The organism is Streptomyces sp. S465 (assembly GCF_026898115.1).
In the GTDB taxonomy this organism is placed as follows: domain Bacteria; phylum Actinomycetota; class Actinomycetes; order Streptomycetales; family Streptomycetaceae; genus Streptomyces; species Streptomyces luomodiensis.
This window is the reverse complement of the sequence record NZ_CP114036.1, coordinates 3127184-3153843: the sequence shown is the minus strand read 5'-3', so window position 1 is coordinate 3153843 and position 26660 is coordinate 3127184. Positions and strand designations below refer to the sequence as shown.

Annotated in this window: 31 protein-coding genes and 2 pseudogenes; 19 read left to right on the top strand and 14 right to left on the bottom strand. The window is 69.7% G+C overall.

What is annotated here, in order from left to right; genetic code table 11:
• Positions 1–270: 270 nt before the first annotated feature.
• Together N6H00_RS13755 and N6H00_RS13750 are read right to left on the bottom strand one after the other, a co-directional pair.
• Positions 271–1353 carry a glycosyl hydrolase family 18 protein gene (locus tag N6H00_RS13755; protein WP_268976953.1) on the bottom strand — a complete coding sequence of 361 codons (1083 nt, stop codon included), beginning with the start codon at positions 1351–1353 and terminating at the stop codon, positions 271–273.
• 57 nt (positions 1354–1410) lie between these two features.
• A complete protein-coding gene (locus N6H00_RS13750; protein WP_268971955.1) occupies positions 1411–2052 on the bottom strand; it encodes a GNAT family N-acetyltransferase in 642 nt (213 codons plus the stop codon).
• 127 nt (positions 2053–2179) lie between these two features.
• On the opposite strand from N6H00_RS13750, the gene N6H00_RS13745 reads away from it, so the two are divergent.
• The gene (locus N6H00_RS13745; RefSeq protein WP_268971953.1) at positions 2180–2695 is read left to right on the top strand and encodes a GNAT family N-acetyltransferase; all 516 of its coding nucleotides are present in this window, start codon (positions 2180–2182) and stop codon (positions 2693–2695) included.
• Between the two features lie 43 nt (positions 2696–2738).
• On the opposite strand, the gene N6H00_RS13740 is transcribed toward N6H00_RS13745, so the two are convergent.
• Together N6H00_RS13740 and N6H00_RS13735 are read right to left on the bottom strand one after the other, a co-directional pair.
• On the bottom strand, positions 2739–2987 hold the full coding sequence (locus N6H00_RS13740) for a hypothetical protein (RefSeq protein ID WP_268971951.1): 249 nt from the start codon (positions 2985–2987) through the stop codon (positions 2739–2741).
• 35 nt (positions 2988–3022) lie between these two features.
• On the bottom strand, positions 3023–4375 hold the full coding sequence (locus N6H00_RS13735; RefSeq protein WP_268971950.1) for a S8 family peptidase: 1353 nt from the start codon (positions 4373–4375) through the stop codon (positions 3023–3025).
• Positions 4376–4723: 348 nt separating this feature from the next.
• Here N6H00_RS13735 and N6H00_RS13730 point away from each other — a divergent pair, with 348 nt between their 5' ends.
• Positions 4724–5131, top strand: coding sequence for a hypothetical protein (locus N6H00_RS13730; RefSeq protein ID WP_268971949.1), 408 nt, complete (start codon positions 4724–4726; stop codon positions 5129–5131).
• 81 nt (positions 5132–5212) lie between these two features.
• Here N6H00_RS13730 and N6H00_RS13725 read toward each other — a convergent pair whose 3' ends face one another.
• Complete coding sequence (locus N6H00_RS13725; RefSeq protein ID WP_268971948.1) at positions 5213–5686, bottom strand: carboxymuconolactone decarboxylase family protein; 474 nt, start codon at positions 5684–5686, stop codon at positions 5213–5215.
• Positions 5687–5902: 216 nt separating this feature from the next.
• On the opposite strand from N6H00_RS13725, the gene N6H00_RS13720 reads away from it, so the two are divergent.
• From N6H00_RS13720 to N6H00_RS13705, 4 genes are read left to right on the top strand one after another with little or no spacing between them, the layout of a single operon-like run.
• Positions 5903–7633, top strand: a complete 1731-nt coding sequence (locus tag N6H00_RS13720) for a YwqJ-related putative deaminase (RefSeq protein ID WP_268971947.1) — start codon at positions 5903–5905, stop codon at positions 7631–7633.
• Positions 7634–7672: 39 nt separating this feature from the next.
• On the top strand, positions 7673–8149 hold the full coding sequence (locus N6H00_RS13715) for an SUKH-3 domain-containing protein (RefSeq protein ID WP_268971946.1): 477 nt from the start codon (positions 7673–7675) through the stop codon (positions 8147–8149).
• Entirely contained in the window at positions 8142–8531 is a 390-nt protein-coding gene (locus N6H00_RS13710) for a YwqJ-related putative deaminase (RefSeq protein ID WP_268971945.1), read from the top strand. The genes N6H00_RS13715 and N6H00_RS13710 overlap by 8 nt, the downstream gene beginning before the upstream one ends.
• Positions 8528–9469, top strand: coding sequence for an SUKH-3 domain-containing protein (locus N6H00_RS13705; RefSeq protein WP_268971944.1), 942 nt, complete (start codon positions 8528–8530; stop codon positions 9467–9469). Before N6H00_RS13710 ends, N6H00_RS13705 begins: the two co-directional genes overlap by 4 nt.
• On the opposite strand, the gene N6H00_RS13700 is transcribed toward N6H00_RS13705, so the two are convergent.
• Positions 9432–10499 (bottom strand): amidohydrolase family protein, encoded by a 1068-nt coding sequence (locus N6H00_RS13700; protein ID WP_268971943.1) that lies wholly within the window; start codon positions 10497–10499, stop codon positions 9432–9434. The two genes, N6H00_RS13705 and N6H00_RS13700, sit on opposite strands and share 38 nt — an antisense overlap.
• A gap of 8 nt (positions 10500–10507) precedes the next feature.
• On the bottom strand, positions 10508–11230 hold the full coding sequence (locus N6H00_RS13695) for an SDR family NAD(P)-dependent oxidoreductase (protein ID WP_268971942.1): 723 nt from the start codon (positions 11228–11230) through the stop codon (positions 10508–10510).
• A gap of 141 nt (positions 11231–11371) precedes the next feature.
• On the opposite strand from N6H00_RS13695, the gene N6H00_RS13690 reads away from it, so the two are divergent.
• Positions 11372–12397 (top strand): Lrp/AsnC family transcriptional regulator, encoded by a 1026-nt coding sequence (locus N6H00_RS13690; protein ID WP_268971941.1) that lies wholly within the window; start codon positions 11372–11374, stop codon positions 12395–12397.
• 199 nt (positions 12398–12596) lie between these two features.
• Here N6H00_RS13690 and N6H00_RS13685 read toward each other — a convergent pair whose 3' ends face one another.
• Both N6H00_RS13685 and N6H00_RS13680 read right to left on the bottom strand, forming a co-directional pair.
• On the bottom strand, positions 12597–13448 hold the full coding sequence (locus N6H00_RS13685) for a phosphotransferase enzyme family protein (protein ID WP_268971940.1): 852 nt from the start codon (positions 13446–13448) through the stop codon (positions 12597–12599).
• Between the two features lie 209 nt (positions 13449–13657).
• Positions 13658–14578 (bottom strand): NADP-dependent oxidoreductase, encoded by a 921-nt coding sequence (locus tag N6H00_RS13680; RefSeq protein ID WP_268971939.1) that lies wholly within the window; start codon positions 14576–14578, stop codon positions 13658–13660.
• Between the two features lie 83 nt (positions 14579–14661).
• Between N6H00_RS13680 and N6H00_RS13675 the strand changes: the two genes are divergently transcribed.
• Positions 14662–15231 (top strand): TetR/AcrR family transcriptional regulator, encoded by a 570-nt coding sequence (locus N6H00_RS13675; RefSeq protein WP_268971938.1) that lies wholly within the window; start codon positions 14662–14664, stop codon positions 15229–15231.
• Positions 15232–15614: 383 nt separating this feature from the next.
• Here N6H00_RS13675 and N6H00_RS13670 read toward each other — a convergent pair whose 3' ends face one another.
• Both N6H00_RS13670 and N6H00_RS13665 read right to left on the bottom strand, forming a co-directional pair.
• Entirely contained in the window at positions 15615–16214 is a 600-nt protein-coding gene (locus N6H00_RS13670; protein WP_268971937.1) for a hypothetical protein, read from the bottom strand.
• Entirely contained in the window at positions 16211–16798 is a 588-nt protein-coding gene (locus N6H00_RS13665; protein WP_268971936.1) for an RNA polymerase sigma factor, read from the bottom strand. Before N6H00_RS13665 ends, N6H00_RS13670 begins: the two co-directional genes overlap by 4 nt.
• 424 nt (positions 16799–17222) lie before the next feature.
• On the opposite strand from N6H00_RS13665, the pseudogene N6H00_RS13660 reads away from it, so the two are divergent.
• A pseudogene (locus N6H00_RS13660) lies at positions 17223–17351 on the top strand (IS701 family transposase); the annotation flags it as partial.
• A gap of 111 nt (positions 17352–17462) precedes the next feature.
• Here the strand turns inward: N6H00_RS13660 and N6H00_RS13655 are convergent.
• Together N6H00_RS13655 and N6H00_RS13650 are read right to left on the bottom strand one after the other, a co-directional pair.
• Positions 17463–17666: a hypothetical protein gene (locus N6H00_RS13655; protein ID WP_268971935.1), complete on the bottom strand. Its 204-nt coding sequence runs from the start codon at positions 17664–17666 to the stop codon at positions 17463–17465.
• 191 nt (positions 17667–17857) lie between these two features.
• On the bottom strand, positions 17858–18526 hold the full coding sequence (locus N6H00_RS13650; protein ID WP_268971934.1) for a class I SAM-dependent methyltransferase: 669 nt from the start codon (positions 18524–18526) through the stop codon (positions 17858–17860).
• Positions 18527–19154: 628 nt separating this feature from the next.
• Here N6H00_RS13650 and N6H00_RS13645 point away from each other — a divergent pair.
• The 6 genes from N6H00_RS13645 (at position 19155) to N6H00_RS13620 (ending at position 22726) form a co-directional block, all read left to right on the top strand.
• Positions 19155–20006 carry a helix-turn-helix domain-containing protein gene (locus N6H00_RS13645; RefSeq protein WP_268971933.1) on the top strand — a complete coding sequence of 284 codons (852 nt, stop codon included), beginning with the start codon at positions 19155–19157 and terminating at the stop codon, positions 20004–20006.
• A 10-nt stretch (positions 20007–20016) separates the two neighbouring features.
• Positions 20017–20223 (top strand): DUF397 domain-containing protein, encoded by a 207-nt coding sequence (locus tag N6H00_RS13640; RefSeq protein WP_268971932.1) that lies wholly within the window; start codon positions 20017–20019, stop codon positions 20221–20223.
• A gap of 16 nt (positions 20224–20239) precedes the next feature.
• On the top strand, positions 20240–20446 hold the full coding sequence (locus tag N6H00_RS13635; RefSeq protein WP_268971931.1) for a DUF397 domain-containing protein: 207 nt from the start codon (positions 20240–20242) through the stop codon (positions 20444–20446).
• Between the two features lie 15 nt (positions 20447–20461).
• Complete coding sequence (gene recO / locus N6H00_RS13630; RefSeq protein WP_268971930.1) at positions 20462–21208, top strand: DNA repair protein RecO; 747 nt, start codon at positions 20462–20464, stop codon at positions 21206–21208.
• A 45-nt stretch (positions 21209–21253) separates the two neighbouring features.
• On the top strand, positions 21254–22087 hold the full coding sequence (locus N6H00_RS13625; RefSeq protein WP_268971929.1) for an isoprenyl transferase: 834 nt from the start codon (positions 21254–21256) through the stop codon (positions 22085–22087).
• Positions 22088–22156: 69 nt separating this feature from the next.
• Positions 22157–22726: a hypothetical protein gene (locus N6H00_RS13620; RefSeq protein ID WP_268971928.1), complete on the top strand. Its 570-nt coding sequence runs from the start codon at positions 22157–22159 to the stop codon at positions 22724–22726.
• 81 nt (positions 22727–22807) lie between these two features.
• On the opposite strand, the pseudogene N6H00_RS13615 reads toward N6H00_RS13620, so the two are convergent.
• Positions 22808–23191, bottom strand: a pseudogene (locus tag N6H00_RS13615) (branched-chain amino acid aminotransferase); the annotation flags it as partial.
• 79 nt (positions 23192–23270) lie between these two features.
• On the opposite strand from N6H00_RS13615, the gene N6H00_RS13610 reads away from it, so the two are divergent.
• From N6H00_RS13610 to N6H00_RS13595, 4 genes are all read left to right on the top strand, one after another.
• Positions 23271–23615 (top strand): MerR family transcriptional regulator, encoded by a 345-nt coding sequence (locus N6H00_RS13610; protein WP_268971927.1) that lies wholly within the window; start codon positions 23271–23273, stop codon positions 23613–23615.
• A 102-nt stretch (positions 23616–23717) separates the two neighbouring features.
• Positions 23718–24101, top strand: a complete 384-nt coding sequence (locus N6H00_RS13605) for a hypothetical protein (RefSeq protein WP_268971926.1) — start codon at positions 23718–23720, stop codon at positions 24099–24101.
• Positions 24098–25855 (top strand): DUF6531 domain-containing protein, encoded by a 1758-nt coding sequence (locus tag N6H00_RS40510; RefSeq protein ID WP_268971925.1) that lies wholly within the window; start codon positions 24098–24100, stop codon positions 25853–25855. Before N6H00_RS13605 ends, N6H00_RS40510 begins: the two co-directional genes overlap by 4 nt.
• Complete coding sequence (locus tag N6H00_RS13595; protein WP_268971924.1) at positions 25821–26648, top strand: polymorphic toxin type 17 domain-containing protein; 828 nt, start codon at positions 25821–25823, stop codon at positions 26646–26648. Before N6H00_RS40510 ends, N6H00_RS13595 begins: the two co-directional genes overlap by 35 nt.
• The last annotated feature ends 12 nt before the right edge of the window (positions 26649–26660 follow it).

Below are 26660 nucleotides of genomic sequence, written 5' to 3'. Positions count from 1 at the left end.
CGGCCCGAGTCGGTGGCCGCGGCCCAGACCCTCGCCCGCGCCTATCCGGACGACAGCAGCCAGCCGATCAGCGTGATGGCGCGCACCGCGGGGGCGGACGGGATGCTGCGACGGACCCGCGACACGGAGGGGGCCGCGCGGGCCGACCGATCGCCGCCTATGAGTCCGGCCTGGTCACCCGTCCCGCTCCTGACCGGGCACGCCAGGCGGCGGAGGCGAGCGGCCCGGTCAGGGGTGCCGGGCCGGTCGGGGACCAGGGGGTCGGGCCGGTCAGCCCGCCGCGCGTCCGCCCCAGCCCTCCCGGTACGCCGCCCAGTCGTCGTCCGTCGCCGCGAAGTCCACGTACAGCGCCACTCCGAAGCGCTCACGGTGGCGGTCCTCGCGGCCGAGGCCGAGGCGGGCGCCCCGGACGGCCGCCGGGACCGTCTCGGCCCAGGCGTGCCGGCCGAGGTTGTTGGTGTGGTAGCCGGGGAGGCCCATCAGGAGGTCCGTGGTCGGCGGGGTGGCCTCGAGCGCGAGGCGCGTCTGCTGGGCCACATAGCCGCCGTAGAGGCGCTCCAGCGGCATCGAGGTGTCGTACGACATGACCGCGATCTGGTCGACCCGCCGGGCCACCTGCCCGAAGTACGACTGCGACCACCACTTCGGGTGGCCGGTGAGGAAGCCCGCGACCGAGTGCAGGGCGGGCAGCGGGTCGATCTGGTGGGCCGCGACCGACAGCGGGGCGTGGCGGGCCCGGGTGAGGGTGTGCAGCGCGTCGAGGAGCGCGAGGTAGGCGCGGTCTCCGGAGTGCAGCGGCTCCAGGTCGAAGTGGACGCCGTCGAACCCCGCGTCCAGCACCTGCCGCGCCGAGGCCACGATCCGCGTGCGGTTGTCGCCGTCGGCCAGGCTGAGCCCGGTCGGGCCCTCGGTGTCCAGGACGTCGCCGAGCCACGCCTGGACGCGGACGCCGGGCAGGTCCCGGTGCACCGCCTTCAGCAGCCACCCCGCTTTCGGGTAGCGCCCTTCGGGCAGGGTGCCGTCGTGCTCCAACGGGCCCGCGTGGACGTACAGATCGCGGATTCCGGTGTCGCGCACCCGCCGCACCAGCGCGGTGAGCTCGGCCTCGCCGTTGCGGCCGTCCACCCAGGCGTGGCCCAGCCACACCGCGTCCCGGCCCCGGGTGCGGGTATCGGGCCCGGGGTCGCCCGCGTACAGCAGCCGCAGCGAGATCCCGGCGGCCAGCACGGCGATCAGCAGACATCCCGCCAGACCGGTCACGATGCGTTGGGCGATTGCTTTGGGCCGACGCAGCCGGGGGTGCGACCAGCCGCGTACGAGGGTGCCGCGCGCCCGCCGCAGGGCGGAAGCCATGGCCAGGACTATCCGGGGTGTCGTCACGGGGGGAGCGTAGCCAGTGGGCTTCGGCCGTTACGCGCCGAACAGCGCGCGGCACGGCTCCAATCCGGCCACCTCGACCGGGACGGTGCGGTGCTCCGCCCAGGCCGCGCGGTCCAGCCGCAGCCGCTGAATGGTGCGGGCCTCGCCCCGTACGGCGACCACGGACAGCCCGTCGGGGCGGTAGCCGAGCCGCCGGGAGACCCCGAGCGAGCGGCCGTTCTCCACCATCGCGCCCGAGGTCAGCGACCGCGCGCCCAGGCCCTCGAACGCCAGGTGCGCCACCGCCGCCCGCATCTCGGTGCCCAGGCCCTTGCCCTGGTGGGCGGTGCCCAGCCAGGAGCCGGTCTCGGCCTCCCGGGTGATCGCGTACTCGGTCGCGGTCAGGTCCTGCCGCCCGATCACCGCTCCCTCGTGCAGTACCGCGAGGCTCAGCGTCCACCGCTCCGGGCGCCACTCGGCGATCGTGTGCAGCAGATGCTGGAAGGTGGCGCGTCCGCGCTCCTTCGGGGGCGCGTCGGTCCAGGGGACGCTGAAGGGCATCTCGGCCGGGTCGTGCACCCCGTCCGCCGCGACGGCGGCGAGCGCGTCGAGCCGGGGGATGTCGGGGAGCCGCAGCTCCAGGCGTGGGGTACGCAGGCGAAGCCCGTACAGGGGCCAGTGATGGGGGTCCATGACGGGAGGCTGCCGGACGTACGGCGCCGCGTCGAGCCAATTACGGCCCGGTGCGTCCACCGTCCGCACCGCGTGGTGCTGAACAATTCGGTTGCCGCCGCGCCGGGCCGGACCGCATCCTGACCCGATGTTCATCCGACGAGAGATCCACTCCGACACCGCCGCGGTCCGCGCCGTCACCACGGCCGCGTTCGCGAAGTCGGACACCGAGGTTCCGGTGGAGTCCACGCTGCTGGACGAACTCCGCTCCAGCGACGCCTGGTTGCCCGGTCTGTCGTTCGTCGCCACCGGCGACCGTGGCGAGGTGATCGGACATGTCGTGTGCACCCGTGGTCATGTCGGCTCCGAGCTGGCCCTGGGCCTCGGCCCGCTCAGTGTGCACCCCGCCCACCAGCGCCGCGGCGTCGGCCTCGCGCTCGTCCACGCCGTGCTCGGCGCCGCGGACGCCTTCGGCGAATCGCTGGTCGCCCTGCTCGGCAACCCCGCCTACTACGGACGGTTCGGCTTCCGCCCGTCGGCCGAGTACGGCATCACCGCCCCGGACCCGGCCTGGGGCGACTACTTCCAGGTCCGGACCCTGACCGCCTATCAGCCCACGCTCAAGGGGCCCTTCGCCTACGCCGAACCGTTCGACCGGGTCTGAGCGCCCCCACGGAAGCGCCCCCGCGGAGAAACGGCAGCGCCCGTCACTGGATCGGTGAGTCGGGCGGGGGGAGCCGGACGATCCGTTCCCGGTCCACCGACTCGACGCCGTCCACCGCCTCCAGCACCGGAATCCGGTCCTCGGCGATGGTCCCGGACAGCGAGCCGAGCACCGGCTGCTCACCGGTGACCGTCAGCCCGACCCCGCGCGCGGCCGCCACGACCTCGGCGAACCGGTCCGGGTCGACGGAGAGGATGACTCCGACCGGCCCGGACCGCGACGCTCCGCCCACCGGGTCCTCGCCCACCGGGCCCCCGCTCGCGGGCCTCACGGTGCCTGGAGCAGGCCCGAGCCGATGTCCGCCGCCGGTTGCGGCAGCGGATGGGCCCCGGACCGCAGACGGGTGCTGAGGTCGGCCGCCGACGCCTCCGGATGCGCCTGGGCGAGCAGCGTGACGACACCGGCGGCATGCGGCGTCGCCATACTCGTGCCGCTCATCGTCTGGTACGTCCCGCCGGGCGCGGCCGAGAAGATGTCGACACCGGGCGCCGCGATATCGATCTCCCCGCCCGCGCCGTTGATGGCGCCGCAGGAGAAGAACGCGGTCCCCAGGTCCTTGCCGAGCGCCGCCACCGCCAGGATGGACGGGCAGTTGGCGGGCCGCCCCACCGGCGCCACGAAACCGGGCCGCCGACTCTCGTTGCCCGCCGCGGCCACGATCACGGTGCCGCGCCGCAGGGCGCGCCGCGCCACGTTCTCGTACGTCTGCGGGAACAGCTCGCCCGGCTCCACCGGGGCCCCGAGCGACATGGAGATCACCCGGGCGCCCTGGGAGACCGCCCAGGCCATGCCCGCCAGGATCTCGCCGTCGGAGCCCATGCCCTGGTCGCTGAGCACCTTGCCGGCCAGCACCCGGGCCTCACCGGCCACGCCGTACCGCGGCGCGTGCTGGGGCTGGGCCGGACCGGCCACCGTGCCGATGCAGTGGGTGCCGTGGCCGTGGCCGTCCTCGACACCGGCACCGGACACGAAGGAGGCCGTCGCCTCGACGCATCCGGTCAGATCCGGATGGTCGGTGTCCACCCCGGTGTCGAGCACGGCGACCTTCACCCCGCTGCCCGTCAGATGCGACCAGTTGGCGCGGATTCCCTGGAGCCCCCAGGTGACGTGTCGCTCGTCCCACGCCGGTCCCAGCGAGGTGGCGAGCTCGGCCCGGGTGTGCCGGGTCACCTCGTCGTCATCGCTGCGGTACGTCGGGAAGAACCCGGTCAGCGTGCGCTGCGGCTCCGTGATCACCGACGCGTACACCACACGCTCCGGCTCCGTGGCGATGATCGCCGGCTCCGCCTCCGCCGTGGTCACCAGCGCATGGCGCTGGTCGGGCTGCACATCGACGACGGCGACGCCGAGTTCGTCGAGGACCACCGACACATCGGACCGTCGCAGCAGCTCGGCGGCGGCGCCGGGGTCCGCCCCGCGGACCCGTTCCACGGCCGCGATCCCGACGGACGAGCGCAGCGCGTCCATGCCGCGCTCGGGTTCCTGCTGGTCGAGCAGGACCACATAGCGTCCGGTGTACTCGGTCGTCGTCTGCTTTCCGAGCGGTATGCCGGGGCGCTCCGGCCGGTCCCCGTTCGGGCCCTTACCCATGGGCCCCATGGGCCCAGGTCCGTTCGTCATTGCCTTCTCCGCTTCCTTCGCGCGTTCAGTGCGCTCCCCCCACCGGGACTCCCCCCCCGGATCGCGGACCCGCGCCACCGCGCGGACAGCCAAGGCCCCAAGGACGACGGTCCGGTGCTTGCCCGCAACCGGCGCGGTCCTCTTCAGTCTTCTTCAGCCCACCCCCGTGTGCCCCCGGTTCCACCGTCACCCCGCGCGCGGGGGCCCGCAACCCGGGGGGAGGTGCGCCCGGAACCGGTCACTCACGCAACGGAACCGGACAATGCGCCGAAGCAGCTCTTCCCGGCAACTTTTCTCCCATGAGATGGTCAAATCCCTTGACGCACAGCCGAACCACGGGGGAACACCATGACCGGGACACGCCGTTTGACACTCGCGGGCATCGCGGCCGCCGCGACCCTGGGACTCGCCGTCCCCGCGTCGGCCACGACCGCCGACGTGCCGCCCAGCTGGGACTATGTCACGTCCACGAAGTTCTTCGAGATCGCCGGCGTCTACTACAGCTACAACGCCGAGTCGCACGGCGGCGAATTCCACGCCTGCATCCACACCAGCTTGACCGGCCAGGCGCAGTACGCCCTCTACGAATCCGACCCGAACAGCTCCCACGAGCGGATCGGGACCATCCGCACCCAGACGGCCGGCGGCTGCGAGACCTGGAACGTCAGCGCCTACGTCGACGGCAGCAACAACAGGGCCGAGCTGTACATCGCCACCAACGACCCGTGGGCGTACAAGGTGGACTTCTACGACTGAGGCGCCGCGCGCCGCTCCAGCGCCTCACGGGGCCGCCGGTGCCATCGCGCCTCCGCGATGGCCCCGGCGGGGCACTCCTCGTCAGCCGAGCTGACCGGGCTGGTAGCCGCCGGCCGGCTGCTGGACGATGACGTTCAGGCGGTTGAAGGCGTTGATGATGGCGATGAGCGACACCAGAGCGGTCAGCTGCTCCTCGTCGTAGTGCTTGGCGGCGTTCGCCCACGCCTCGTCCGTGACCCCACCGGCCGCGTCGGCGATGCGGGTGCCCTGCTCCGCCAGCTCCAGCGCGGCGCGCTCGGCGTCGGTGAAGACCGTGGCCTCCCGCCAGGTGGCGATCAGGTTGAGGCGCACCGAGGTCTCCCCGGCGTGCGCGGCCTCCTTGGTGTGCATGTCGGTGCAGAAGCCGCAGCCGTTGATCTGGCTGGCGCGGATCTTCACCAGCTCCTGTGTCGCGGCCGGCAGCGCCGAGTCCGCGAACACCTTGCCCGCCGAGATGAGGTGCTTCACGAATGTGGCCGCGAGCGGGTTGCCGAGAAGGTTCAGCCGAGCGTCCATGGTGGGCTCCTATGCGGTTGCTTGCTGCTGGTTACACCTCACTGACGGAATGGCTCGGCGGAATGTGACAGGGGTGGGTGTGACCTGCGTCTCTCCTTGTGCATGTATATCTCAACGACTCTGTCACAGCAGGTCACAGCACAGGTGGAGACCTGACACGCCCCCGTAAGCTGATTCGGGCTCACTGGGCCCGGAACGTCACTGGGGGGTGCAGATATGGGCGTCGTGCTGCCTGACGAGTTGGCCTTCGTGCTCGATCTGATCGGCGTGAGCTGGCCGAACGTGGACGAGGACGACTACCGCGACATGGCCGACGCGCTGCGTACGTTCGCGGACGACGTGGACACCGGGCGCGGGGACACCAACACGGCCCTGAACCGATTGATCTCGACCAATCGCGGCGAGATGGCCGATGCCATCGACGCGCACATGCGAAAGCTCAACGCGGAACATCTTCACAATCTGGCCGAGGCCGGGCGGCTGTTGGCCGGTGGGCTGGACGGGGCGGCGATCCTCGTCGAGGGCGCCAAGGGCGCTGCCATCGTCCAACTGGGCATCCTGGCGGCGGAGGTGGCGGCGGCGCAGGCCGCGGCCCCCTTCACCTTGGGGCTGTCGGAACTCGGGGCCGTGGCCGGTGTGGCGACCACGCGCACGATCGTCAAACGCCTTCTGAGGGAGGCCGCGGAGTATGCGGCCGAGGAGCTGCTGGCCGTCGCCACCGGCCCGGTGTTCGCCGCGCTGGGGGCCATGACCACCGATCTCATCGTGCAGGTCGCCGCCGATGGCGCGGGCATCCAGGACGGTATCGACCTCGGTCAGACGGCGCAGGCGGGCAAGGACGGCATGCAGCTGGCGAGCGCCGGGGGCGGTGGACTGGTGCTCGCGGGGGTCGGCGGCGGGGGAGCGGGCGGGGGCGTGGGTGACCTCGTCTTCGACGACCACGAACACGGTCTGTTCGCCTCGCGGGTGTACGACCATTCGAAGCACCTCGACGAGAAGGGCAGCACCCACCTCCGGCGCGGTCGTACGGCCTTGGGCAGAACCAAGGGCCGCGGCTCGCTGGCGCAGGCGATCGAGGGGGTCGTCGAGGAGGCGATGACGTCTCTGGGAGATGCGCACGGAAAACTGCGGACGCATCTGAACAAGGTCGGAGACGGGCTCGTCAAGGCCGGTGAGGGCCAGAAGACGCAGAACCAGAAGACGCGCGACAGTTTCCAGAAGGAACGCGGGTCGCATTCCGGTGAGCCGCCGGCGAACGGAGGCGGCGGCGGGGGCCAGCCGCCGGGTGGCGGCGGCAACGGCTCGGGCGGCGGACAGAACTGGCACGGCCGCACGGCTCGGCAGACACGGCACCATCGCCTGGACACGCGGGACGTGCGTCATCTGTCTCCCGAAGCCCAGCGGCGAGAGCTCGAGGCGGAGTCGCGGCGGCTGGCGAACGAGGCGCAGAAAAAGCGACCGGACAGCGAGAAGGGTGTGGCGCCGATCGGCAAGAGCCGCGTCAACTCGGGGTGTGCGGGCAGTCTGCTGCACAATGGCGAGATCACGGCCCACACCAGCATGCAGCGGATGAAGATATCCAAGAACTTGACGGGGGATGCCAGAGACCAGGCGGTAGCCGCGCAGACACCGGACCTCCACCCGGCTGTGCGTGACCTCTACCAGCAGATCGCGGATTCCGGGGAGAGGACGGGGCGAGGTCACGGTCAGTGTGCCGAGGTCGCCCTCATTTCGGACCGTTTGCATCAGATGGATCCGACCGGACAATCGATCAGAACCGTCGAAGACGCGCGAAACGCTCTTTCCGGAGCGGTGATCGATACCCGTTCCATCGGGGAGCAGGTTGATCCGGACACCGGAGACGTCATACCGCACGGAGACTTTCTGCCGGCATGTCACTCATGCCGGCATGCCCTGCCGGCCCTCGGTATCACCACCACCCACTAGACCGGCTCAGAAACAGAGAGAGACAGGAAGCACTACCTCATGCCTCGTCGGCTCACTCACGAAGAGATCGAAGAACGACTGCGCGCAGCAGGCTGGCACCCGGGACGAGATGTCGGGGAGGACGTGGGCGAACTCATGGAGTCCGCCGCCGCCGAACTGCGCTCCCATGGGTATTCCGTCAGCCCGTTCCCGGCTGTCACCGACTTTCTCCGGGAGTTCGCTTTTCTCGATCTCGAATCTCCTGGTGCGCCTCCGCAGGAACACTGCGTATTCGAGGTGCGATTCGTCGACGCGATCAGGGCCGAGCAGATCGCGGAGCTGTCCGAGCTGCTGGAGCAGCCGTTGTTTCCGGTGGCTTTCGAACGGATGGAGCGGGGCACCGCCGTCATGGATCCGCTCGGCAGGGTCTTCTACACTCACTGGTCGGGATATTATTACCTGGGTGAGGAGCGGGATGATGTGTTGAACAGTCTCCTGACCGGAGATCAGTCCGATGCGGAGGAATTCTATGTCTGACATCGATCTCGGCGTTTCGTCGAGCCTGCTGATCCAGGGCCACATTGTCAGCCAGACCAATCTCTCCGGCGAAGGAACCCCCGACCTCCACCCCGCCGTGACGGATTTCTTCACCGCCCTTCCCCACGCACTCCGTGAGCCTTTCATCGGCTACTGCGCCGAATCCGCGTTGATCTCGGACCAGCTGTGGTCGCTCGACGAGGGCCGCTCGGACGGGCGCTGGACCGGGCTCGACGAGGCCGGTCCGCACTTCGCCGGAGCCGTGATCGTGTCCAAGCTGATCCGTGAAGAGGGCGACCCCGAGCACGGCCGCACGACCACACCGTGCCGTTCCTGCACCGCTCTCCTGGAGCGTCTCGGTGTGGAGATCATGCGGCCGTGACCGGAAGAGGCAACGAGGCGCTGGTCGCCGCGGGGTGGCAACCGGGAAGGGACGCCGGGAACCGGGCGCTCCTGGGGATTCTCGAGACGACCAGCACGGTGGCCGTCGACGGGGTCACCGCCTGGCAGACCTTCCCCGCCGCGGAGCGCGCGCTGCGGGAGTTCCACGGACTCGCCGTGACCCCGGCAGGGCCCGGCGCCGACGTCGCCGCGACGGGGTGCGTGGTCGATCCGACCCTGGGGCGCCATGCCCTGCGCACCTTCGCGGCGTTCCAGGAGGGGCTCGGACACCGGCTGTTCCCGTTCGGCCGCACCGACGCCGACGCCCTGCTGGCGGTGGACGACGAAGGCCGGCTCTTCGCCGTCGACCACAGCGGCTGGTGGCTGCTGGGCGAGTCCGTGGCCGAGGGGCTGGTGTCACTGGCCGAGGGGCGGGCACCCCAGCGCGTGACGTCATGGAGCCGGGACCGGGAGCTCGTCCGGACGGCGGAGGACGTCGTCACCGACCTGGTGAAGACCGCCTTGGTGCTCGCCTATGTACTGCACCGCCACGGGCTCCTGGTGACGCGTGCCATACGGGCCCGTGCCGTCGGTTTCCGGGGCTTCGGCGGGGTCTACCTGGACCGCGAGTTCCGGCTGCGGCGCAAGACGCTGGAGGCCAACGCGGCCCCGCTGGCGGACGACATCGGGCAGGCACTCGGGCCGGCGCCCCTGGACACCACCGAGGTGCGTCTGGAGTTGCGCCCGGCCGGTTCCGGGGCGAAGCGGCCCGCCATCGGCTGTTCGCTGGCCGCGGGCGGACAGCGCGTCGGCGGAATCCCCGTCCAGGGGGTCCTCGTACAGCTGACGGCCCGTGCGGGATTCCTGCTCGACGCGGACCGCCGGCGCGCCGTGGACGAGGCTACGGCGGAGGTGGAGCGCTACGCCGCGACCCGGTGAGGGAGCCGATCGGCGCTGTCCCGCCGTCCGGGCCGGACGGTGACGGTTCCAGGCGGAAGAGCGCCTGGGCGTTGGCGTACGCGATCTTGTGCTGGTCCTCGCGGTCGGGGAGCGTCCCGAGGAAGTCGGCGAGCGTCGCGGTGTCGAGACGGTGGAAGGGATAGTCGCCCGAGAGCAGGATCCGGTCGACGCTGGTGAAGTCCAGCGCGTGCCGCAGCAAACGGGGGGTCAGCATGCCGCTGGTCGCGATGTGGACGTTGGTCCGGACGTACTCGGCGACACGACGGTCGAGGCCGGTCGCGACGTTCGAGAGGCTGTCGACCCGGTCGAGGGCGAACAGCAGCATCTCGCCCCAGTGCCCCAGCACGATCTGGAGATCCGGGTGCCGGTCGAACGTGCCGCGCAGGATCAGGCGGAGCGCCGCGAGTCCCGCCTCCATGTGCCAGCCCCAGCCGAAGGTGGCCAGCGCGAGCTCGACGGTGGGGTCGAACCCGCGATAGGAGGCGTCCCTGACCGCGTTCGGCGGGATCTGGGGATGGATGAACACCGGCCGGCGCAGGGCGGCTGCGGTCGCGAGCAACTCGTCGTAGGCGGGATCGTCCAGCGGGCGGTCGCCGCTGCGGCCGTAGGACATGATCCCGACATGAGCGGGCGCGTTCGCGGTGCGCTCGAGCTCGGCCACGGCGGCGTCCGGATCCGACATCGGCAACGTCGTCATCGCCCGCAGACGCGTCGGGTAGCGGCTGACGGCCTCGGCGGCGCGGTCGTTCGCCTCGCGGCTCAGCGCGATGGCCTCACGGGCCGGGAGCCCGTGGGTCCCCGGCGGGGCGATCGAGAGGACCTGAAGGTCGACGCCCGCCGCGTCCATCGCCGCGATACGTCGCTCGCCGATGTCGAGCAGCCGCTCGGGGATGTCCCCACTGTCGTTCAACGCCACGCTCTCGTCGCGCGACGGTACCGGCCGCGACCGGAGCGCCCGGTCGATGCCGTCGGTGGTCCAGTGCTCCTCGATGGCGATGACGTTCCTCATGCTCCGGTTCACCACGGCACGGTCTGACCGAAACGGTCCAGATACTCGAGGCCGGGCTTCCCCAGCCTCGACAGCAGAACGTCCACCACCCGCGGGACGGCCTCTTCCATGGTGTAGGGCGCGTCCGGCCCGCCCAGGGCCGTGCGGATCCAGCCAGGTGCCATGAGGACGAAGGCGCGCCGGGTCTCGGACTGCCGGACCGAGAAGCTGCGCATGAACATGTTCAAGGCCGCTTTGCTGCCCCGGTAGACCTCGCGCGATCCGGACGTGTTGTTCGTGATGCTGCCTTGTCCGGAGGACATCACCCCGATGAGTCCCGTCGGAGACACGAGGTCTTCGAGCGTTTCGATGACGCGCATGGGGCTGAGCGCGTTGGTGACCATCACGTCGATGAAATCGGCCGTCGGAACCGCACCGATCGGCGCCTGTTCATGGCTCGTGGTCCCCGCGTTGACGAAAAGCACGTCGAGTTCTCGTGGCCCGAGACGCTCGCGCAGGGGCGCCAGCTGATCGGGCTCGTTGATGTCGAGGTGCTCGACGGAGACGCGCCCGTCGGAGCGGTCCGCGAGATCGTGCAAGAGGGTCCGGGCCGTCGCGTCCCGGACCGTTCCGATGACGTTCCATCCCCGGTCGAAAAGTTCGGCCGCCATCGCGTGGCCGAGACCGCGCGACGCCCCGACGATGAGAGCGGTCGGCGGGTGCCGGTCCGCCTCGGTTTCCGTTGATGACACTTCGGGTCATCCTCCTTCTTCGAACATTCGAACAATGGCGAGCTCGCACCGAGCTGCCTCGTGGGAGTCTTGCCGTTACGCCGCCTCCGGGGCACGTCCACAGGGCAGATTTGTACGATTGCCCGCATGACAAGCGCGTCCATGACCGAATCCGGCGCTGTGCAGCCTGATGATGTGCGTCTCATTCGGGCACTCCAGGTCGCTCCGCGGGCCTCGTTCGCCTCGATCGCGGACGCGCTCGGCCTCACCGAGGGCGCCGTCGGCCGCCGTTATCGCCGGCTGCGCGCCGATGGCGTCATCCGCGTCGCCGGCGTCGTCGATCCGGGGGCGCTCGGGCAGAGCAAGTGGCTGGTGCGGCTGCGCTGCCGCCCCGGCAGTGCGGCGGCGATCGCCGACGCACTCGCGAAGCGCGACGATGTCAACTGGGTGGCCCTCGGCGCCGCGGGCTCCGAAGTCACCTGCGCGGTCCGCTCGCGGACTCCGGAACAGCGCGACGACCTGCTCGGCCAGCGGCTTCCGCGCACCGCGGCGGTCCTCGACATCAACGCGTCCGTGATGCTCCGTCAGTTCCTCGGCGGCCGCGGCCATTATTGGGCCGCCCTGCGCGGCGCGCTGACCCCGCAGCAGGAAGCGCTCCTCGGGACCGACGAAGTCCCTTTCACGGAGTCCCCGATCGTCGCGCGCGATCCGGTGCGCCTCACCCCCGGGGACGAGAAGATGCTCGACGTCCTCGCCGCGGACGGTCGTGCCAGTCTCGTCGATCTCGCCGCGGCGGCGGACCTCACGCCTGGCCGTGCGTCACGCCGCCTGCACGCCTTGATCCTGCGCCGCGTCGTCCACATCGACGTCGAGATCGCCGCGGCGGCGCTGGGCTACCACGCTCAGGCCCACCTCTGGCTCCGCGTGCACCCGTCGGCGGTCAAAAGCGTCGGACGCGCACTCGCGCGGGAACCCGAGATCGCCTTCGCGGCGGCCGTCTCCGGGCCCGACAACATCCACGCCGTCGCGCACTGCCGGGACCTCGATGAACTGTTCGAATTCACATCGGACCGCGTCGGGTCCTTGCCCGGCCTCCAGAGCCTGGCGGTCTCTCCGCTGTTCCAGCAGATCAAGCAGGCCGGCACGCGTCTGTCCGGCGACCGTCTCACCGGGCGCCGGGTCCGGTGAACCGGGCACCTGGCTCACGGCGCCGCCCTACAGCGGGATGACGCCGCGCAGGCCCGGCCGAAGAGGGCGCGGCGGCTGCTCCCCCGCGCCCCCTCGGCAGGCCGACTGCGGCCCCGGCGACGCGCCAGGTGGCCGAGGCCACGGCCGCGCCAGGTGCCGACATCAACAGCCGGTCGGCCACGACCTCAAAGGTCCGCGATCAGCCATGGGTTTCCAAGCCGTTGCGATGGAGTGCGGCTCGGATCTGGCCGAGCCACTCCGTGCCCAGCCGGCGCCCGTTGGGGAGCTGGTCGCCTCGATCCCAGCGCCATGCTGTGATCATCGCCAGTACGAGTAGCCGGCACGCGCGCAGCATGTCTTGATCGACACCCGGATAGTGCTCGCCGACTTCTTCGGGCGCATGGGCGAGGTCGAATTCGACGGGCCCACGGCAACACGTCTCGAGGTCGATGAACACCAGCCCGTTCTTCGTGGTGAGCACGTTGCCCGGGTGCGGCTCGCCGTGCAGCAGCTGCTCGGCGCCACCGCGCTCGTCGATCACTCTTCTCAGGCTTCGTAACGTGCTGCCGAGCAGCTCCCGGTCCGCGTCGGCGAGCGCCGGAGTCTGGTCGCGGTTCGCCACGAGTTGTTGAGCCCGCTCGACGCGATCCGTGAATCGCGGCGTCGGGACATCGACCTCGCGCATGCCGACATGCAGCCGTTGGAGCGCATGAGCGTAGTCGGCCGGAGAGACCTCTTGGGGTGTCACGGGTTCGTAGTGGGTCCATAGCGTGACCACGAAGCCATCACGCTCATGAACGCGTGGCTCCACCCGGGGCTCGAGAGCAGCCACCGGGCACCCGGATGCGGCGAGCCGTTGAGCGAGCTCGATCTCGAACTGTGCGACCTGATGCGCTGCAGGTGCCACCCGGGCCAGGACGTCACACGGCAGCAGACGCAGAGTGAGCTTGTTCGAGTTGTGAAGAACGATCGCGTCGTCGGCTGTCAGGCCACGTGATGAGGCGATCGACATGGCCGCGGACACCGCATGCGGGACCTCTGACGCCTGCATCGTCGCCTGGCCTCTCCCCTGAGCGCTGCCGTAACTCTCCCAGCGGTGCAACCCGCGCACCATACCAAGGGGGGCGTGACGGAATGGGCGATCTGCCCCTTCGGCTGCTCAGCCGCAACCGCCCCTTGTCCGCACCGGGCCTGGCCGGGCCTGTGACGCGGCCGGTCAGGCCCGGTGCGGGGAACACGCTGAGTCCACCTTGTGCCGGTTCACAGTGCGATCACGATTTTGCCGTGAACATGCCTGTCGGCCTGCATCGTCACGGCTTCGCGGATCCGCTCGACCGGGAAGGTCGCCGCGATCGGCACCGTGATCTCGCCAGAAGTGATCGCGTCGGTGATCCGTTCCAGGGCGCCCGGACCCGCATCCAGGGCGCCCGCCTTGTGCACACCGGGCGGCGGGGTGGGGCCGTCGGCTACGACGGAGATCCGCTCGGGTGCCACGCCGAGCTTGAGCGCGGTCTCGGCCGCCTCCCTTCCGAACAGGTCGGCTGCGGCGGTGATCCCCTCGGGCGCCAAGGCCCGCACCCGGTCCGCCAGGCCGGGGCCGTACGCCACGGGTTCGGCGCCGAGCTCGCGCAGGAATCCGAACGTGCCCTCGGAGGAGGTGCCGAGCACCCGGGCACCCGCGAGCTTCGCCAGCTGCACGGCGAAGATGCCCACGCCGCCCGCCGCCCCACCGATCAGGACGGTGTCCCCGGCGCGGAGTCCGATCGCGGCGAGCGCGGCGGCGGCCGTCAGACCGGACACCGGAAGCACGCCCGCCACCTCGTCGCCGATGCCCTCCGGGGTGGGCCATAGCGTTGCCGTGGGTGTCTTGACCAGCACGAAATCGGCGACGGAACGCCCAATCGCAGCCCCGTACACCCGGTCGCCGGTCGCGAATCCCGTGGCTTCGGCGCCCACCTCGTCCACCACTCCGGCGAAGTCGCTGCCGAACCCGGCCGGCAAGGTGATGCCGAACCGCGCCGCCATTTCGGGCTGTGTGGTGATCTGCCAGTCCATCGGATTCAGCCCGGCGGCCGTGACCCGGACGCGAACCTCGTCCGGTGCGGCGTGCGGCTCGGGTATCTCCTGCAGTTCGAGTACTTCGGGACCGCCAAAGCGCTGATAACGGACAGTTTTACTCATCGGTGACCTCTCCTGGCCAGTGATGGGACTTGGTCTCATCGACCCTACACCAGTGACGGCACCAAGTCCCGTACACTGCTCCCATGGCTCGCTGGCAACCCGACGCACCAGGACGACTCGCCGCCGCCGCCCTCGACCTCTTCGAGGAGCACGGCTACGAGAACACGACCGTGATCGAGATCGCGGAGCGCGCGGGGCTCACCAAGAGCACGTTCTTCCGGTACTTCCCGGACAAGCGCGAGGTGCTCTTCGGCGGGGGCACGGTGACCGGTCTGCTCGTCGAAGGGATCGCCTCGGCGCCGCCGGCGGCCGGGCCGCTCGATGCGGTGGCGGACGCCCTCGACGCGCTCGGCCGGACGTTCTTCACCGCCGACCGCCGTGAGTTCAGCGGCCGGCGCCAGGCCGTGCTGAACGCCAATACGGAACTGCGTGAACGTGAAGCCCTGAAAAGGATCGACCTCGCCGCCTCGATGATCGAGGCCCTCAAAGGCCGCGGAGTCCCGAGCCTGACCGCGCGCGTGGCCGCGAAACTGGGCATGCTCGTCTGGGAGATCGCCTACGATCAGTGGATCGACACCGACAACAGCGAGGGCTTCGGCCCGCTGGCACGGCAAGCGCTCGCCGAAGTACGCGCGACCGGAGCCGTGCGCTAGGGTCCGGCCGCAAAGATCATCGACCGGCGGGTCGTCAACGGGATGGTCTGCAAGATCCGCTCCCGGGACGCTGGTGTCCATCGAGCCGATGGCGTCCCCGTCGGCTTCCGATACCTCTGACCGAGCGCCTGACGACCCACCGCGCCGGTCACCGGGCCTCGTTCCACAGGGCCCGGTGACCGGCGCCACCCACGACATCCCCGCGCCTGAGCGGGTGCTCTCCGCCACTGCGAGGATCCGCACGGGCCGCACGCCCGCACGGATCGGACCCCGCTTGTCGAAACGGTCCGCTTCCTCGGGGGACTGAGCCGTGGCGGCTGAGTCACGACGGCTGAGCCATGGGGGGCGGAGCCGGGGGAGTGGCCCGCGACCGTGCCCTCGCGTCAGAGGTGCGCGTCCGGGCCGCCGGCGCCGATCCCTGGCACGCTGCACTTCGGGACCTTCTCCACCAGCCGGAACGACACCCCCTTGGTCCTGTGGTCCTTGCCGAACTCCGCCACGATGAGCAGCGTCGCGCCCTTGGCCCGGCTGCCGTCCGGCAGGACGGTGTCGTCCGGGATCATGTCCGGGCGGATGATGGCGCTCCACGGCTGGGACGAGATCGTCATCGCATAGTCCATCGTGGCCCAGGGGGCTTCGGGCGGGGCACCCGTGGGGCAGTTCTCGTCCCCCTCCAGGACGGCCGCCCGCACGCCCATCTCCTTCAGCTGCTTCTGCAGACCGGGCAGGCCCTCGGGGCGGTCCAGGTAAAGGACCAGGGAGCCGTCGCCCTGCTTGGTCACGGCGTACGCGGGCGCGGCGCCCGAGCCGCTCAGTGTGGGCACGACCACCGCCGCACCGGCGGCCGTCGCCACCGCCGCGACCGCGAACCGGACGCGGAGGCGACGGGCCGGGGCGCGGGTGGCACCGACGGGGGCCGGTGCCGTGGCCATGGCCGACAGCTCCGACGCCAGGCGCCGCTTGAATCCGGTGGGCGTGCTCATGAGACAACCTCCAAAGTGCGATCGACTGGTTCGGTGCGATCGGTGCGTTCGGTGACGGCCGGGTATGCGGCGCGCAGCGCCCGCTTCGCGCGGTGCAGACGGACCCGCACCGTCGCCTGGTTGAGCCCGAGGGCCTGAGCGGCCTCGCGCGGGGTGAGGCCGTCGACGGCCACCAGATCGAGGACTTCGCGCAGCGGCTCGCTCAGCGCGCTGTGCCGCTCGGCCAGCGCCCGTGCCGCCCGTTCCGCGTCGATCCGCTCCTCCAGCGCGGCGATGTCCTCGTCGTCCAGCAGCCGGCGCCCGTTCAGCCGCGCCACCGCGTGACGCTCGCGGACGTTGCCCCGGTAGTGGGAGGACAGGACGTTGCGGGCGATGCCGTACAACCAGGCGGAGGGCGACCCGCGCCCGGGGTCATACCGGTCGGCTGCCTCCAGCGCCGCGACGAAGATGTCGGCGGTGAGGTCCGCGGCCACCTGCGGGCAGGTGGTGCGCCGGGTCACGAAGCCGAGGACGGCGTCGAAGTTCTCCTCGTAGAACGCCGCGAACCCCGCGGCGTCCGGCCGCGGCGGCGCGCCCCGGCTCATGGGTCGTTCGGGTATGAGGGGCACCCATGCCTCCAAGGTGCTCGGTGATCCCTTCACCCGGTACTTGGCCGCACGGCCCCCAACCGTTTCACCGGCACTTGGCCGACTGGGCGTTACGCGTGCCGAGGTGGTCGAGCCGTCCTGCTACGGCGCTGGACATGAGGGCGGCGTTTGCTTCGCCGAAGCCAACGGCACCTTCGACCAGGCGCTCGGCCTGCTCAGCGGCCACTCACACCCCGCCCGGCTCCTGACACCCCGCCCGGCTCCCCCGGCCCGGTCATGGTGTGGTGCGGGTCAGGGCGAGGGTCTGGTCGTACAGCTCCATGACGTCACCCGCGCCGTCGAGGGCGATCAGGCTGGCCGTCGCGACGTCCATGCAGGCGAAGGAGACGGCGATGACGGTGCGCGCCTCGTGGTCGCCGGCGGCCTGGCCCACTTCGAGGGCCGGACCTGGGGCGGCTGGCACCACCACGTCACCCTCGTCTCCGTCGCGCATGCCTTCTGCACCTTGCAGCGACTGGCCCGTGCCCCAAAAGACACGGCGTCGGCCTGAGCCTCTACCAAGTCGTCCGCGAACTGCAGACACTCCTCGCAACCTGGACCGGCGCCTGCCCCACCTGCAACCGTGACATACCCACCCGCACACCAACCTGACCAAGCACTACTAGTCCCGGAACGAACCGTCCGCCCTGCGCGCGTGCCGCGACAGCAGGTGCTTGCACTGCGGGCAGTGCCGCCTGAACCCCTTCTTGATCAGATAGCTGATGCCGATCGTGCAGATGTGCATCAGCCCCACCGCCACGTTCTGGAACAGCCGCCCCAGCCACGACCTCGTACACGTCTCACAGTCCCGGCAACCGGCCGCCATGGCGCATCCCTCATCCGTCGTCTTGTCCGCGCTGACCTGCTCTGTAGAACCAGTGTGCGGAAGGGGAGGCGCGGTACGGCGGCCAACTGCCGTACCCCAGCGGGGTTGTGACCGGGACACATCGCGACCAGCACACGACTGTGACATCGCAACGAGTGGGGTGGGGAAAGACGGAGACGACAGGCGTCGGTTCACCTCGGAGCGCTCGCGCGCACCATGAGGGTGCCGACGTCCGCCGGGTCCGGCGCAGGGAGCACCCGCGCGTCGATGTCGACGAAGCCCGTGCGCTTCAGCAGGTCGGCCCACCACTCGGGCGCGTATGACCAACGCAGAAGGGTGAGCTTTCGACCCGTGAATCCGTTTCCGTACATCGCCTGCGCTCCGTAGTGGTCCTCGATGGGCTCGGCCTGTGAGAAGGCCAGGGTGCCGCCGGGATTGATGCGTTCGAGGATCAGCGGGATCAAGGCGTTGGGGTCGGTGAACCAGACGGCTCCCCAGATGGAGAACACCGCGTCGTACATGGCGTCGGTGCGGGCAAGGTAGTCGCAGGCTTCGGCGTGCACGAAGGTCAGCCGGGACGTGCCCTCCCACCAACGGTGGGCGCGGGCGACCTGGACGGCGGAAAAGTCCACGGCGGTCACCTCGACGCCCGTACGAGCGAGGTACACGGCTTCCTTGCCCTCGGCGGAACCCAGCTCCAGCGCGGTGCGGGGACTCCCCAGAAACTCCGCACCCGGTCCGTGTCCTTGGTACTGCGTCCACTCGAACGCGTCCACGCTCGGTGCGGGCTGCTCACCTTCCTCGCGGTGAGGCTTGTAGCTGTCCCAGTACTCGGGCAGGGTGGCGGATGCGCGCGGCATGGGTGTCCTCCGGTCACTCGTACTTATTTCACTCGGTGAGGGGTTCGCGCAGCTCGAACCAAATGTGCTTGCCGGTGGGGTGCAGCCCGTTCTCCCAGGTCACACCCCATGCGTAGGCCAGCTCCCGCATCAGGAACAGCCCCCGCCCGCCCTCCTCGTCGGGCGTCGCGTCCCGAGGGTATGGGTGGCGTTCCGGGGAGCCGTCGCGTACGGCGATGGTCGCGATGCGGTCGCGGACGAGGGTGTCGATGTGGATCAGTTGGGTGTTGGTGTGCTGGTTGACGTTGGTGACCGCCTCGGGAGACCAGCAGTCGCGCCGTGTCCGCGAGGTCGTGCAGGTCGTTGGCGTGGAGGAGGGCGGCGATCGCGTCGCGGCACACCCTGGGGCTCTTGGGGGAGTTGGGGGCGCTGAGGCGGTAGGCGTGCGCGGGCTCGGTGGGTTCGACGGCTTCGGGCATGGCGGTTCTCCCAACGCGGTGCGTAGTGATTCCGATGCGCTGTGCTGTTGAAGACCATAGGGTATTGAGTGCAGCCGTGTACTGATTGATGAAAAGCCATGCACTCTATGCGGTGACCCGGTAACGTTGCGACGACACCGCGTGACGACGAAGTGGGGGAGGTAAGGGGCATGACGCACAGGGCGGCCCCGAGCGCGAGGCGGCGCCGACTTGGCGCGGAGCTACGCAAGATGCGTGAGCACGCCGGGATGACGGTGGCCTACGCGGCTCAACAACTGGGTGCCGAGGGTGCACGGGTCAGCAACATGGAGTCGGGACGCCTCGGCGTGAGCGAGGAACGCGTCAGGATGCTGGCCGCCATCTACTCCTGCGGCGACCAGGCGTACGTGGATGCTCTCGCGGCCATGGCCACCGAGCGTGGCCGGGGCTGGTGGGAGGAGTATCGGGAACGGATGGCGGTCGACGCGCTGGATTTGGCCGAGCTGGACTCCCACGCTGTGCGCCTGCGCGCGGTGCAGATCATGCACATCCCGGGGCTACTGCAGACCGAGGACTACGCGAACGCCGTGTTCTCCACCGCCGAACCCGCACTCACCCCGGCGCAACGGCGAGTCAACGTCTCGTACCGGATGAGGCGACGTGAGGTGCTCGATCGGGACGACCCTCCGCAGTGCACCTTCCTTATTCACGAGGCCGCGTTGAGGATGGAGTTCGGCGGGCCGAAGGTAACCCGTGGGCAGTTGGAGCGCCTGCTGGAGGCGTCAGAGTGGGATAACGTCACCGTCCGGGCCATTCCCTTCTCCGCTGGGGGCTTTCCACATGCGGGAGCCTCGGTGACGTATATGTGTGGAGTGGTCCCGCAGTTGGATACGGTTCAGCTCGACACGCCCACCGGCGTGACCTTGCTGGATGGGGAGACCCATCTGGCGAACTACCGGCGAATCCTGGACAAGACGGAAGTGCTGGCCCTCACACCTGAAGACACGCGCGATTTCATCCACGCCATCGCACAACGACTCTGAAGGCATTGAGATGTCCGACATACAGTGGCAGAAGTCGTCCTACTCGGCGGACGGTCCGGGTAACAACTGCGTCGAGCTGGCCCACGCTCCCGACGCTGCGGTCTATCTCCGCGAGAGTGACGATCCGAACGTGATCATCGCGACCACTCCCGCCGCTCTCCGGCAGCTGATGGAGAGGGTCAAGGCCGGAGAGTTCGACCACATGGCCGACCGCTGATGTAGGAGGCAGAGGGATGTCGTACGTACAGCACTGGCGGAAGTCCTCCTACTCGGCGGACGCCCCGGACAACGCCTGCGTCGAGCTGGCCCACGCTCCCGACGCCGCGATCCTCCTCCGCGAGAGCGACGACCCCCGGACCGTGATCACCACCACCCCCACCGCCCTCCGCGCCTTCACGCGGAGCGTACGGGCGGGGCGGCTCGACCACCTGTTCCGCTGAGGGACAATAAGCCGCATGAGTCTGTTCCGCGACGACGGCATCGTGCTGCGCACCCAGAAGCTGGGCGAGGCGGACCGGATCATCACTCTCCTGACCCGCAACAACGGCCGCGTCCGCGCCGTGGCGCGGGGGGTGCGGCGGACGAAGTCGAAGTTCGGGGCGCGGCTGGAGCCGTTCTCCCACGTCGACGTGCAGTTCTTCGCACGCGGCGGCGAGCTGATCGGGCGCGGGCTTCCGCTCTGCACGCAGAGTGAGACGATCGCTCCGTACGGTGGGACGATCGTCACCGACTACGCCCGCTACACCGCCGGTACGGCGATGCTGGAGACGGCCGAGCGGTTCACCGACCACGAGGGCGAGCCCGCCGTGCAGCAGTATCTGCTCCTCGTCGGCGCCCTGCGCACCCTCGCCGCCGGGGAGCACGAGCCGCATCTCGTCCTGGACGCGTTCCTGCTGCGCTCTCTCGCCGTCAACGGTTACGCACCGAGTTTCGACGACTGCGCCAAGTGCGGGATGCCCGGTCCGAACCGGTTCTTCTCGGTCGGCGCGGGCGGCGTCATCTGCGGGGAGTGCCGGGTGCCCGGAAGCGTCGTACCCTCGGCGGAGTCGTTGACGCTGCTGGGCGCGCTGCTGACGGGGGACTGGCAGACGGCGGACGCGTGTGAGCTGCGCCACGCCCGGGAGGGCAGCGGGCTCGTGGCGGCGTATCTGCACTGGCACCTGGAGCGGGGACTCCGGTCGCTGCGGTACGTAGAGAAATAGCAGTAGCAGCACAGAGAGCGAAGGCAAGAGGGAGACGTGGCAGGCATGGCAGGACGCGGGTTTCTGGGCCGACAGCGGCGCGAATACCGGGCGCCGGACCCGCACCCGTCCGGCGCCCAGCCGCCGAAGATCCCCGGTGAGCTGGTGCCGCAGCACGTGGCCGTGGTGATGGACGGGAACGGCCGCTGGGCCAAGGAGCGCGGGCTGCCGCGCACCGAGGGGCACAAGGTCGGCGAGGGCGTCGTGCTGGACGTGCTCAAGGGCTGCCTCGAGATGGGGATCAAGAACCTCTCCCTCTACGCCTTCTCCACCGAGAACTGGAAGCGCTCGCCCGACGAGGTGCGCTTCCTGATGAACTTCAACCGCGATGTCATCCGCCGCCGCCGCGACGAGATGGACGAGATGGGCGTCCGCATCCGCTGGGCGGGCCGGATGCCGAAGCTGTGGAAGTCGGTCGCGCAGGAACTCCAGGTCGCCCAGGAGCAGACCAAGGGCAACGACGCCATGACCATGTACTTCTGCATGAACTACGGCGGCCGGGCGGAGATCGCGGACGCCGCGAAGGCGCTGGCGGAGGACGTCCGGGCGGGCCGGCTCGACCCGGCGAAGGTGAACGAGAAGACGTTCGCCAAGTACCTCTACTACCCGGACATGCCGGACGTGGACCTCTTCCTGCGCCCCTCCGGCGAGCAGCGGACCTCGAACTACCTGATCTGGCAGAGCGCCTACGCCGAGATGGTGTACCAGGACGTGCTGTGGCCGGACTTCGACCGCCGCGACCTGTGGCGGGCCTGCGTGGAGTACGCCTCCCGGGACCGCCGCTTCGGCGGGGCGATCCCGAACGAGGAGCAGCTGAAGAAGGACACCCAGACCCCGTAGGGGGGCATGGGCCAGGAACGGCCCCTGCCGGGAAGCCGGTTGTCGGTCCCTCCCCATAGGCTTCCCGGCATGGTGCCCAAAAGTTTCTACGACCTGAGGTTCGGCGTGTCCCCCGGTGGGGCCAGGAAGGACGCGCACCACATCTGCGGCAGCGTGGACGAAGCGATGGCCGCTCTGGACTTCGAACTCGAAGAGACCACCAACCTATGGCTGCTCTTCGAGTACGGCGCCGATGTGGCCCTGGACGTGTATCAGCGGGGCGAACGCGTCCGATCCATCGACCTCCATCCGTTCGTCACGATACGAGTCGACGGCTACCCGGACATCACCTTCCTCGGACCGGGCGAGCCGACCGGCTACGCCGTCGGCGCGGATGATCCGCACAAGGTGCGGACAGCGCTTGCCGACGGGATGGTGGCCGGCGACTTCAACGACGCGATCGAGGTCATCGTGGACTGGGAGAGCGTCCCGGTCCCGCCGCTCGTCGGTGAGACAGCGGACGAGGGCGACTACGTGATGCTCGGCGATGGCCCCCTCGACGACCTCAGCGACCTGGAGGGCCTCGACGAGGACGAGTTGGAGGACGAGCTGATCGACCGGGGTTACGTCGAGTACGGGTATCACGATTTCGACGCGTGAGCCGGGTGCGGAGCGGCGTCCCCGGGAGGTGGCTCCCCGACGGCCGGTGGCGGACGGCCGACGGCCGGTGGCCGGTCGCCCTCACGGCGAGGTGAGCGGCTCCGCCCGGTAGGCGTCGTGGAGCAACTCCACGAAGGACGGCGCCTCGGGAAGGGGCACGGAACCGATCCCGTGGACGGCCACGCCGGGCGTCCACGAGTTCATGACCACGGCCCCGGCCAGCGCCGGAAGGTCGGCGAGCGTGATCTCCTGGACGCGCTGGGGGACGCCGAGGCGGTCCAGCTGCCGGCGGACGATGCCCATGAAGCCCTGGCCGACGGCCTCACGCAGGAAATACGTCTTGGCCACCTCGCCGACGTGCTGCACGGCCGGAAGGACGCGTTCGTACGCGACCGTCGTCAGCGTCAGCGGGGCCGGGGGACCGTACGCGGCCGGTCCGGTGCGGACCAGCATCCGTGCTCCACCGGTACGGAATGTTTCGCCGACGGGGCGACGTTAAGGCTTCACACCGGTGGGAAGGTCAAGGTCGGATGGGGCGGAGCACATGCTGATCGGGGAGTTGTCCCGGCGTACCGGTGTCAGCTCGCGGTCGCTGCGGTACTACGAGGCGCAGGGTTTGCTCAAGGTCCGGCGTGGCGCGAACGGTTACCGCGTCTATGACGAGGAGTCGGTGATCACCGTGCGGCAGGTGCGCGCTCTGCTGAACGCGGGCCTGTCCACCGAGGTGATCCGTTCGGTCCTGCCGTGCATGCGGGGCGAGCGGCCGGCGATCGACATGTGTGTGGACGTACGGGCCATCCTGGACCGCGAATTGGCGGCCACGGACCAGCGCATCGCGGACCTTCAGCGAAGCCGCGAGGCCCTCGTGGACTACCTGACGCAGTCCTGAGCGGACTTTACTCATTGTGTGGCTCATATTGAACAGCCCATGATTGTTGCCGCCCTAGCCTGAGAGCTTTGTATGACAAACGCTCAGCGGGGGAGGCGTCGCATGGGCAGCGGCAGCGGGCACGGCGGCGGGAACAAGGTCCTGGACATCAAGGTGGCGGACATCAAATCCGTCGCGCCCACCTTCCACCACCAGGCCGTGAAGCTGAGCGAGGCGCTGACCACGCTGATCACCGCGCTGGACGGCTATGGGGAGCCGTGGGGGGACGACAAGCCCGGCAAGGACTTCGGCAAGCAGTACAAGCCGAACCAGAAGCACATCGAATCGGCGGCCGGCATTCTCGTCCTCGGGCTGACCAGCATCCATGAGGCGATGAACGACATGGCCGACGGCCATGTCGACAACGACAAGCTCATCGAGGGCATGTTCACCAAGGTCAAGAAGGCCGGGGGAGACGGGCCGGGCGGCCACGGCGGCGGCCGGTGAGCATCGAGGACAAGGCCAAAGCCCTGCTGATGAAGCTGGGCATGTGGTGGCCGGACGCCAACTCCGGCACCCTGCGCCACGCCGCCGACGCCTGGCGGACGTTCGCCGACAGCGTGGACGATGTGCGGGCCGCGACCAACAAGGCGGCCACGAACCTCATCCACAACAACAAGGGCGAGGCGATCGACGCCTTCGAGATCTTCTGGGGACGTTACGCCAAGGGCAAGGACGAGGGCTGGCTGAGCAATCTCGCCAAGTCCGCCCGGAACATGGCCAAGGCACTCGACAAGTTCGCCGACACGGTCGACGACGCCATCGAGAAGTTGTGGACACAGATCACCATCGACGCGCTCGCACTCGTCGGCGGTGGGCTGCTGACCATCGTCACCGGGGGCGCCTCCGACGGGGTGGCGGCCGAGATCATCGCCATGGCCGCCAGTCTGGGCGTCGCCGTGGAGGAAGCGGTCGCGGTCATCGCCGCGGAGATGCTGACCGGCGCCGTCTTCACCAGCGTGCTGTCGGTGACCATCGACGCCGCGGTGGCCCAGCCCATCAAGATCGCCCTGGGGCAGCAGCACGGCTTCAGCCTGGACGAGGTCAACCAGGCCGCCAAGGACGGCATGATCGACGGCGGGCTCTTCGGCGCCGGTCTGGGAGTGCTCAAGCCCGGTGTGGTCCCCAAACTCACCGGCGTCCCGGACCTGCTCAAACCGCCGAAAGTGCCCTCGTCGCGCCCGAACCTCATCGAGGAGGGCCCGGCCGCCCGCCCGGCCAAGAAGTGCCCGTGCACGGGCGAGCCGATCGACATCGCGACCGGCGCGATGATCATGGAGCACACGGACCTGACCCTGCCCGGTGCGCTGCCGCTGGTCTTCGAGCGCACCCATGTGTCCTCGTACCGGGGCGGGGTGTGGTTCGGCCCGACCTGGACCAGCCTGCTGGACGAACGGGTCCAACTGGACGCGGAGGGCGTGGTGTTCGCCGCCGCGGACGGGATGCGGCTGGTGTACCCGGTACCGGAACCGGGGGTGCCCACGCTGCCCGCGAAGGGCGCGCGATGGCCGCTGGAGTGGGACGGCAAACCGGACGGCGTCATGACGGTCACCGACCCGGAGACGGGTGTGGTGCGCACCTTCACCCGCCCCGCCGCCACGGAACAGCCGGGAGCGGTCTACCTGGCCCTGGAGAGCCTGCACGACCGCAACGGCGTCCGCATCGACATCGAACGCGCCCTGAGCGGCGCCCCACTGGCCATCCGCCACTCCGGGGGCTCCTACCTGGCCGTCGACACCGAGGGCCGGCGGGTCACCGCGCTGCGGCTGCTGGACGAACCGCCGTCCGGCTACGCGCCCGAGCGGAGCCGCGAGGGCGGCACGGTGGTGATGCGCTACGGCTACGACGAGGCGGGCAACCTCACCGAGGTCACCAACTCCAGCGGTACGCCGCTGCGTCTGGCATACGACGACCAGGGCCGGGTGACGTCCTGGACCGACCGCAACGGCACCTCGTTCCGGTACGTGTACGGGCCGGACGGGAAGGTGGTGCGCACCGAGGGCAGCGACGGCGTCGACCCGCACCTGGACCTACACCTGGAGCCCCGAGGACCGCCTGACGGACGCGACCACCCCGGACGGCGAGCACTGGCACTACACCTACGACCCCCTCGGCCGCCGCCTGTCCAAACAACGCCTGGCCGAGGACGGCACGGTCGCCGAATCGGTGGACTTCACCTGGGAAGACACCCGCCTGGCTGAACAATCCACCCAAGACGGTAGGCACACCACCTGGGACTACGCCCCGGACACCCACTGCCCCCTCACCCAGACCGACCACACCCCGCTGGTCCGCGAGCCGGGCCAATCCCTGATCGCACAATTCACAGGCGCCGCAGGTGAGATGGAACCCCGCTTCCACGCCATCATCACGGACCTGGTGGGCACCCCCACGGAGTTGGTCACCTCAGCAGGTGACCTGGCCTGGCAACACCGCACAACCCTCTGGGGCACGCACTTCCCCTCCCCGGTAAGCAGCCCGGCCACCACCACCTGCCCCCTCCGCTTCCCCGGCCAATACGCCGACCCTGAAACGGGCCTGTACTACAACTACTTCCGCCACTACGACCCCGAAACGGCCCGCTACACGTCCGCCGATCCGCTCGGTCTGGATCCTGCGCCCAACCATCATCGGTACGTTGACTCCCCTTTGACGTCACTCGACCCTATGGGGTTGAAGTGCGGAGACCCGGTGCCCACCCCGCGCACGGGTGTGAAGGGACTACTCAAGGATGCGCAGCTTCCTTTCTCGGGGCGCATCCGATTCGTGCCTCCTGAAAACACCTCAGTCAACGCGGGGTTGTTGCGCGGTCCCCGGAAGGGTTACATTGACCGATTTGGTAATGAATGGATCAAGGGGCCATCCCGCACTGCCGGGCAGCCCTTTGAATGGGATGTCCAGTTGAGCAAGACAGGAAGGGCTAAACTCGGCTGGTTGAGCCGGGACGGAAGTCACTTGAATGTTTCGCTGGACGGGGAAATCACTCACAAGTAGGCCATGGAGTGC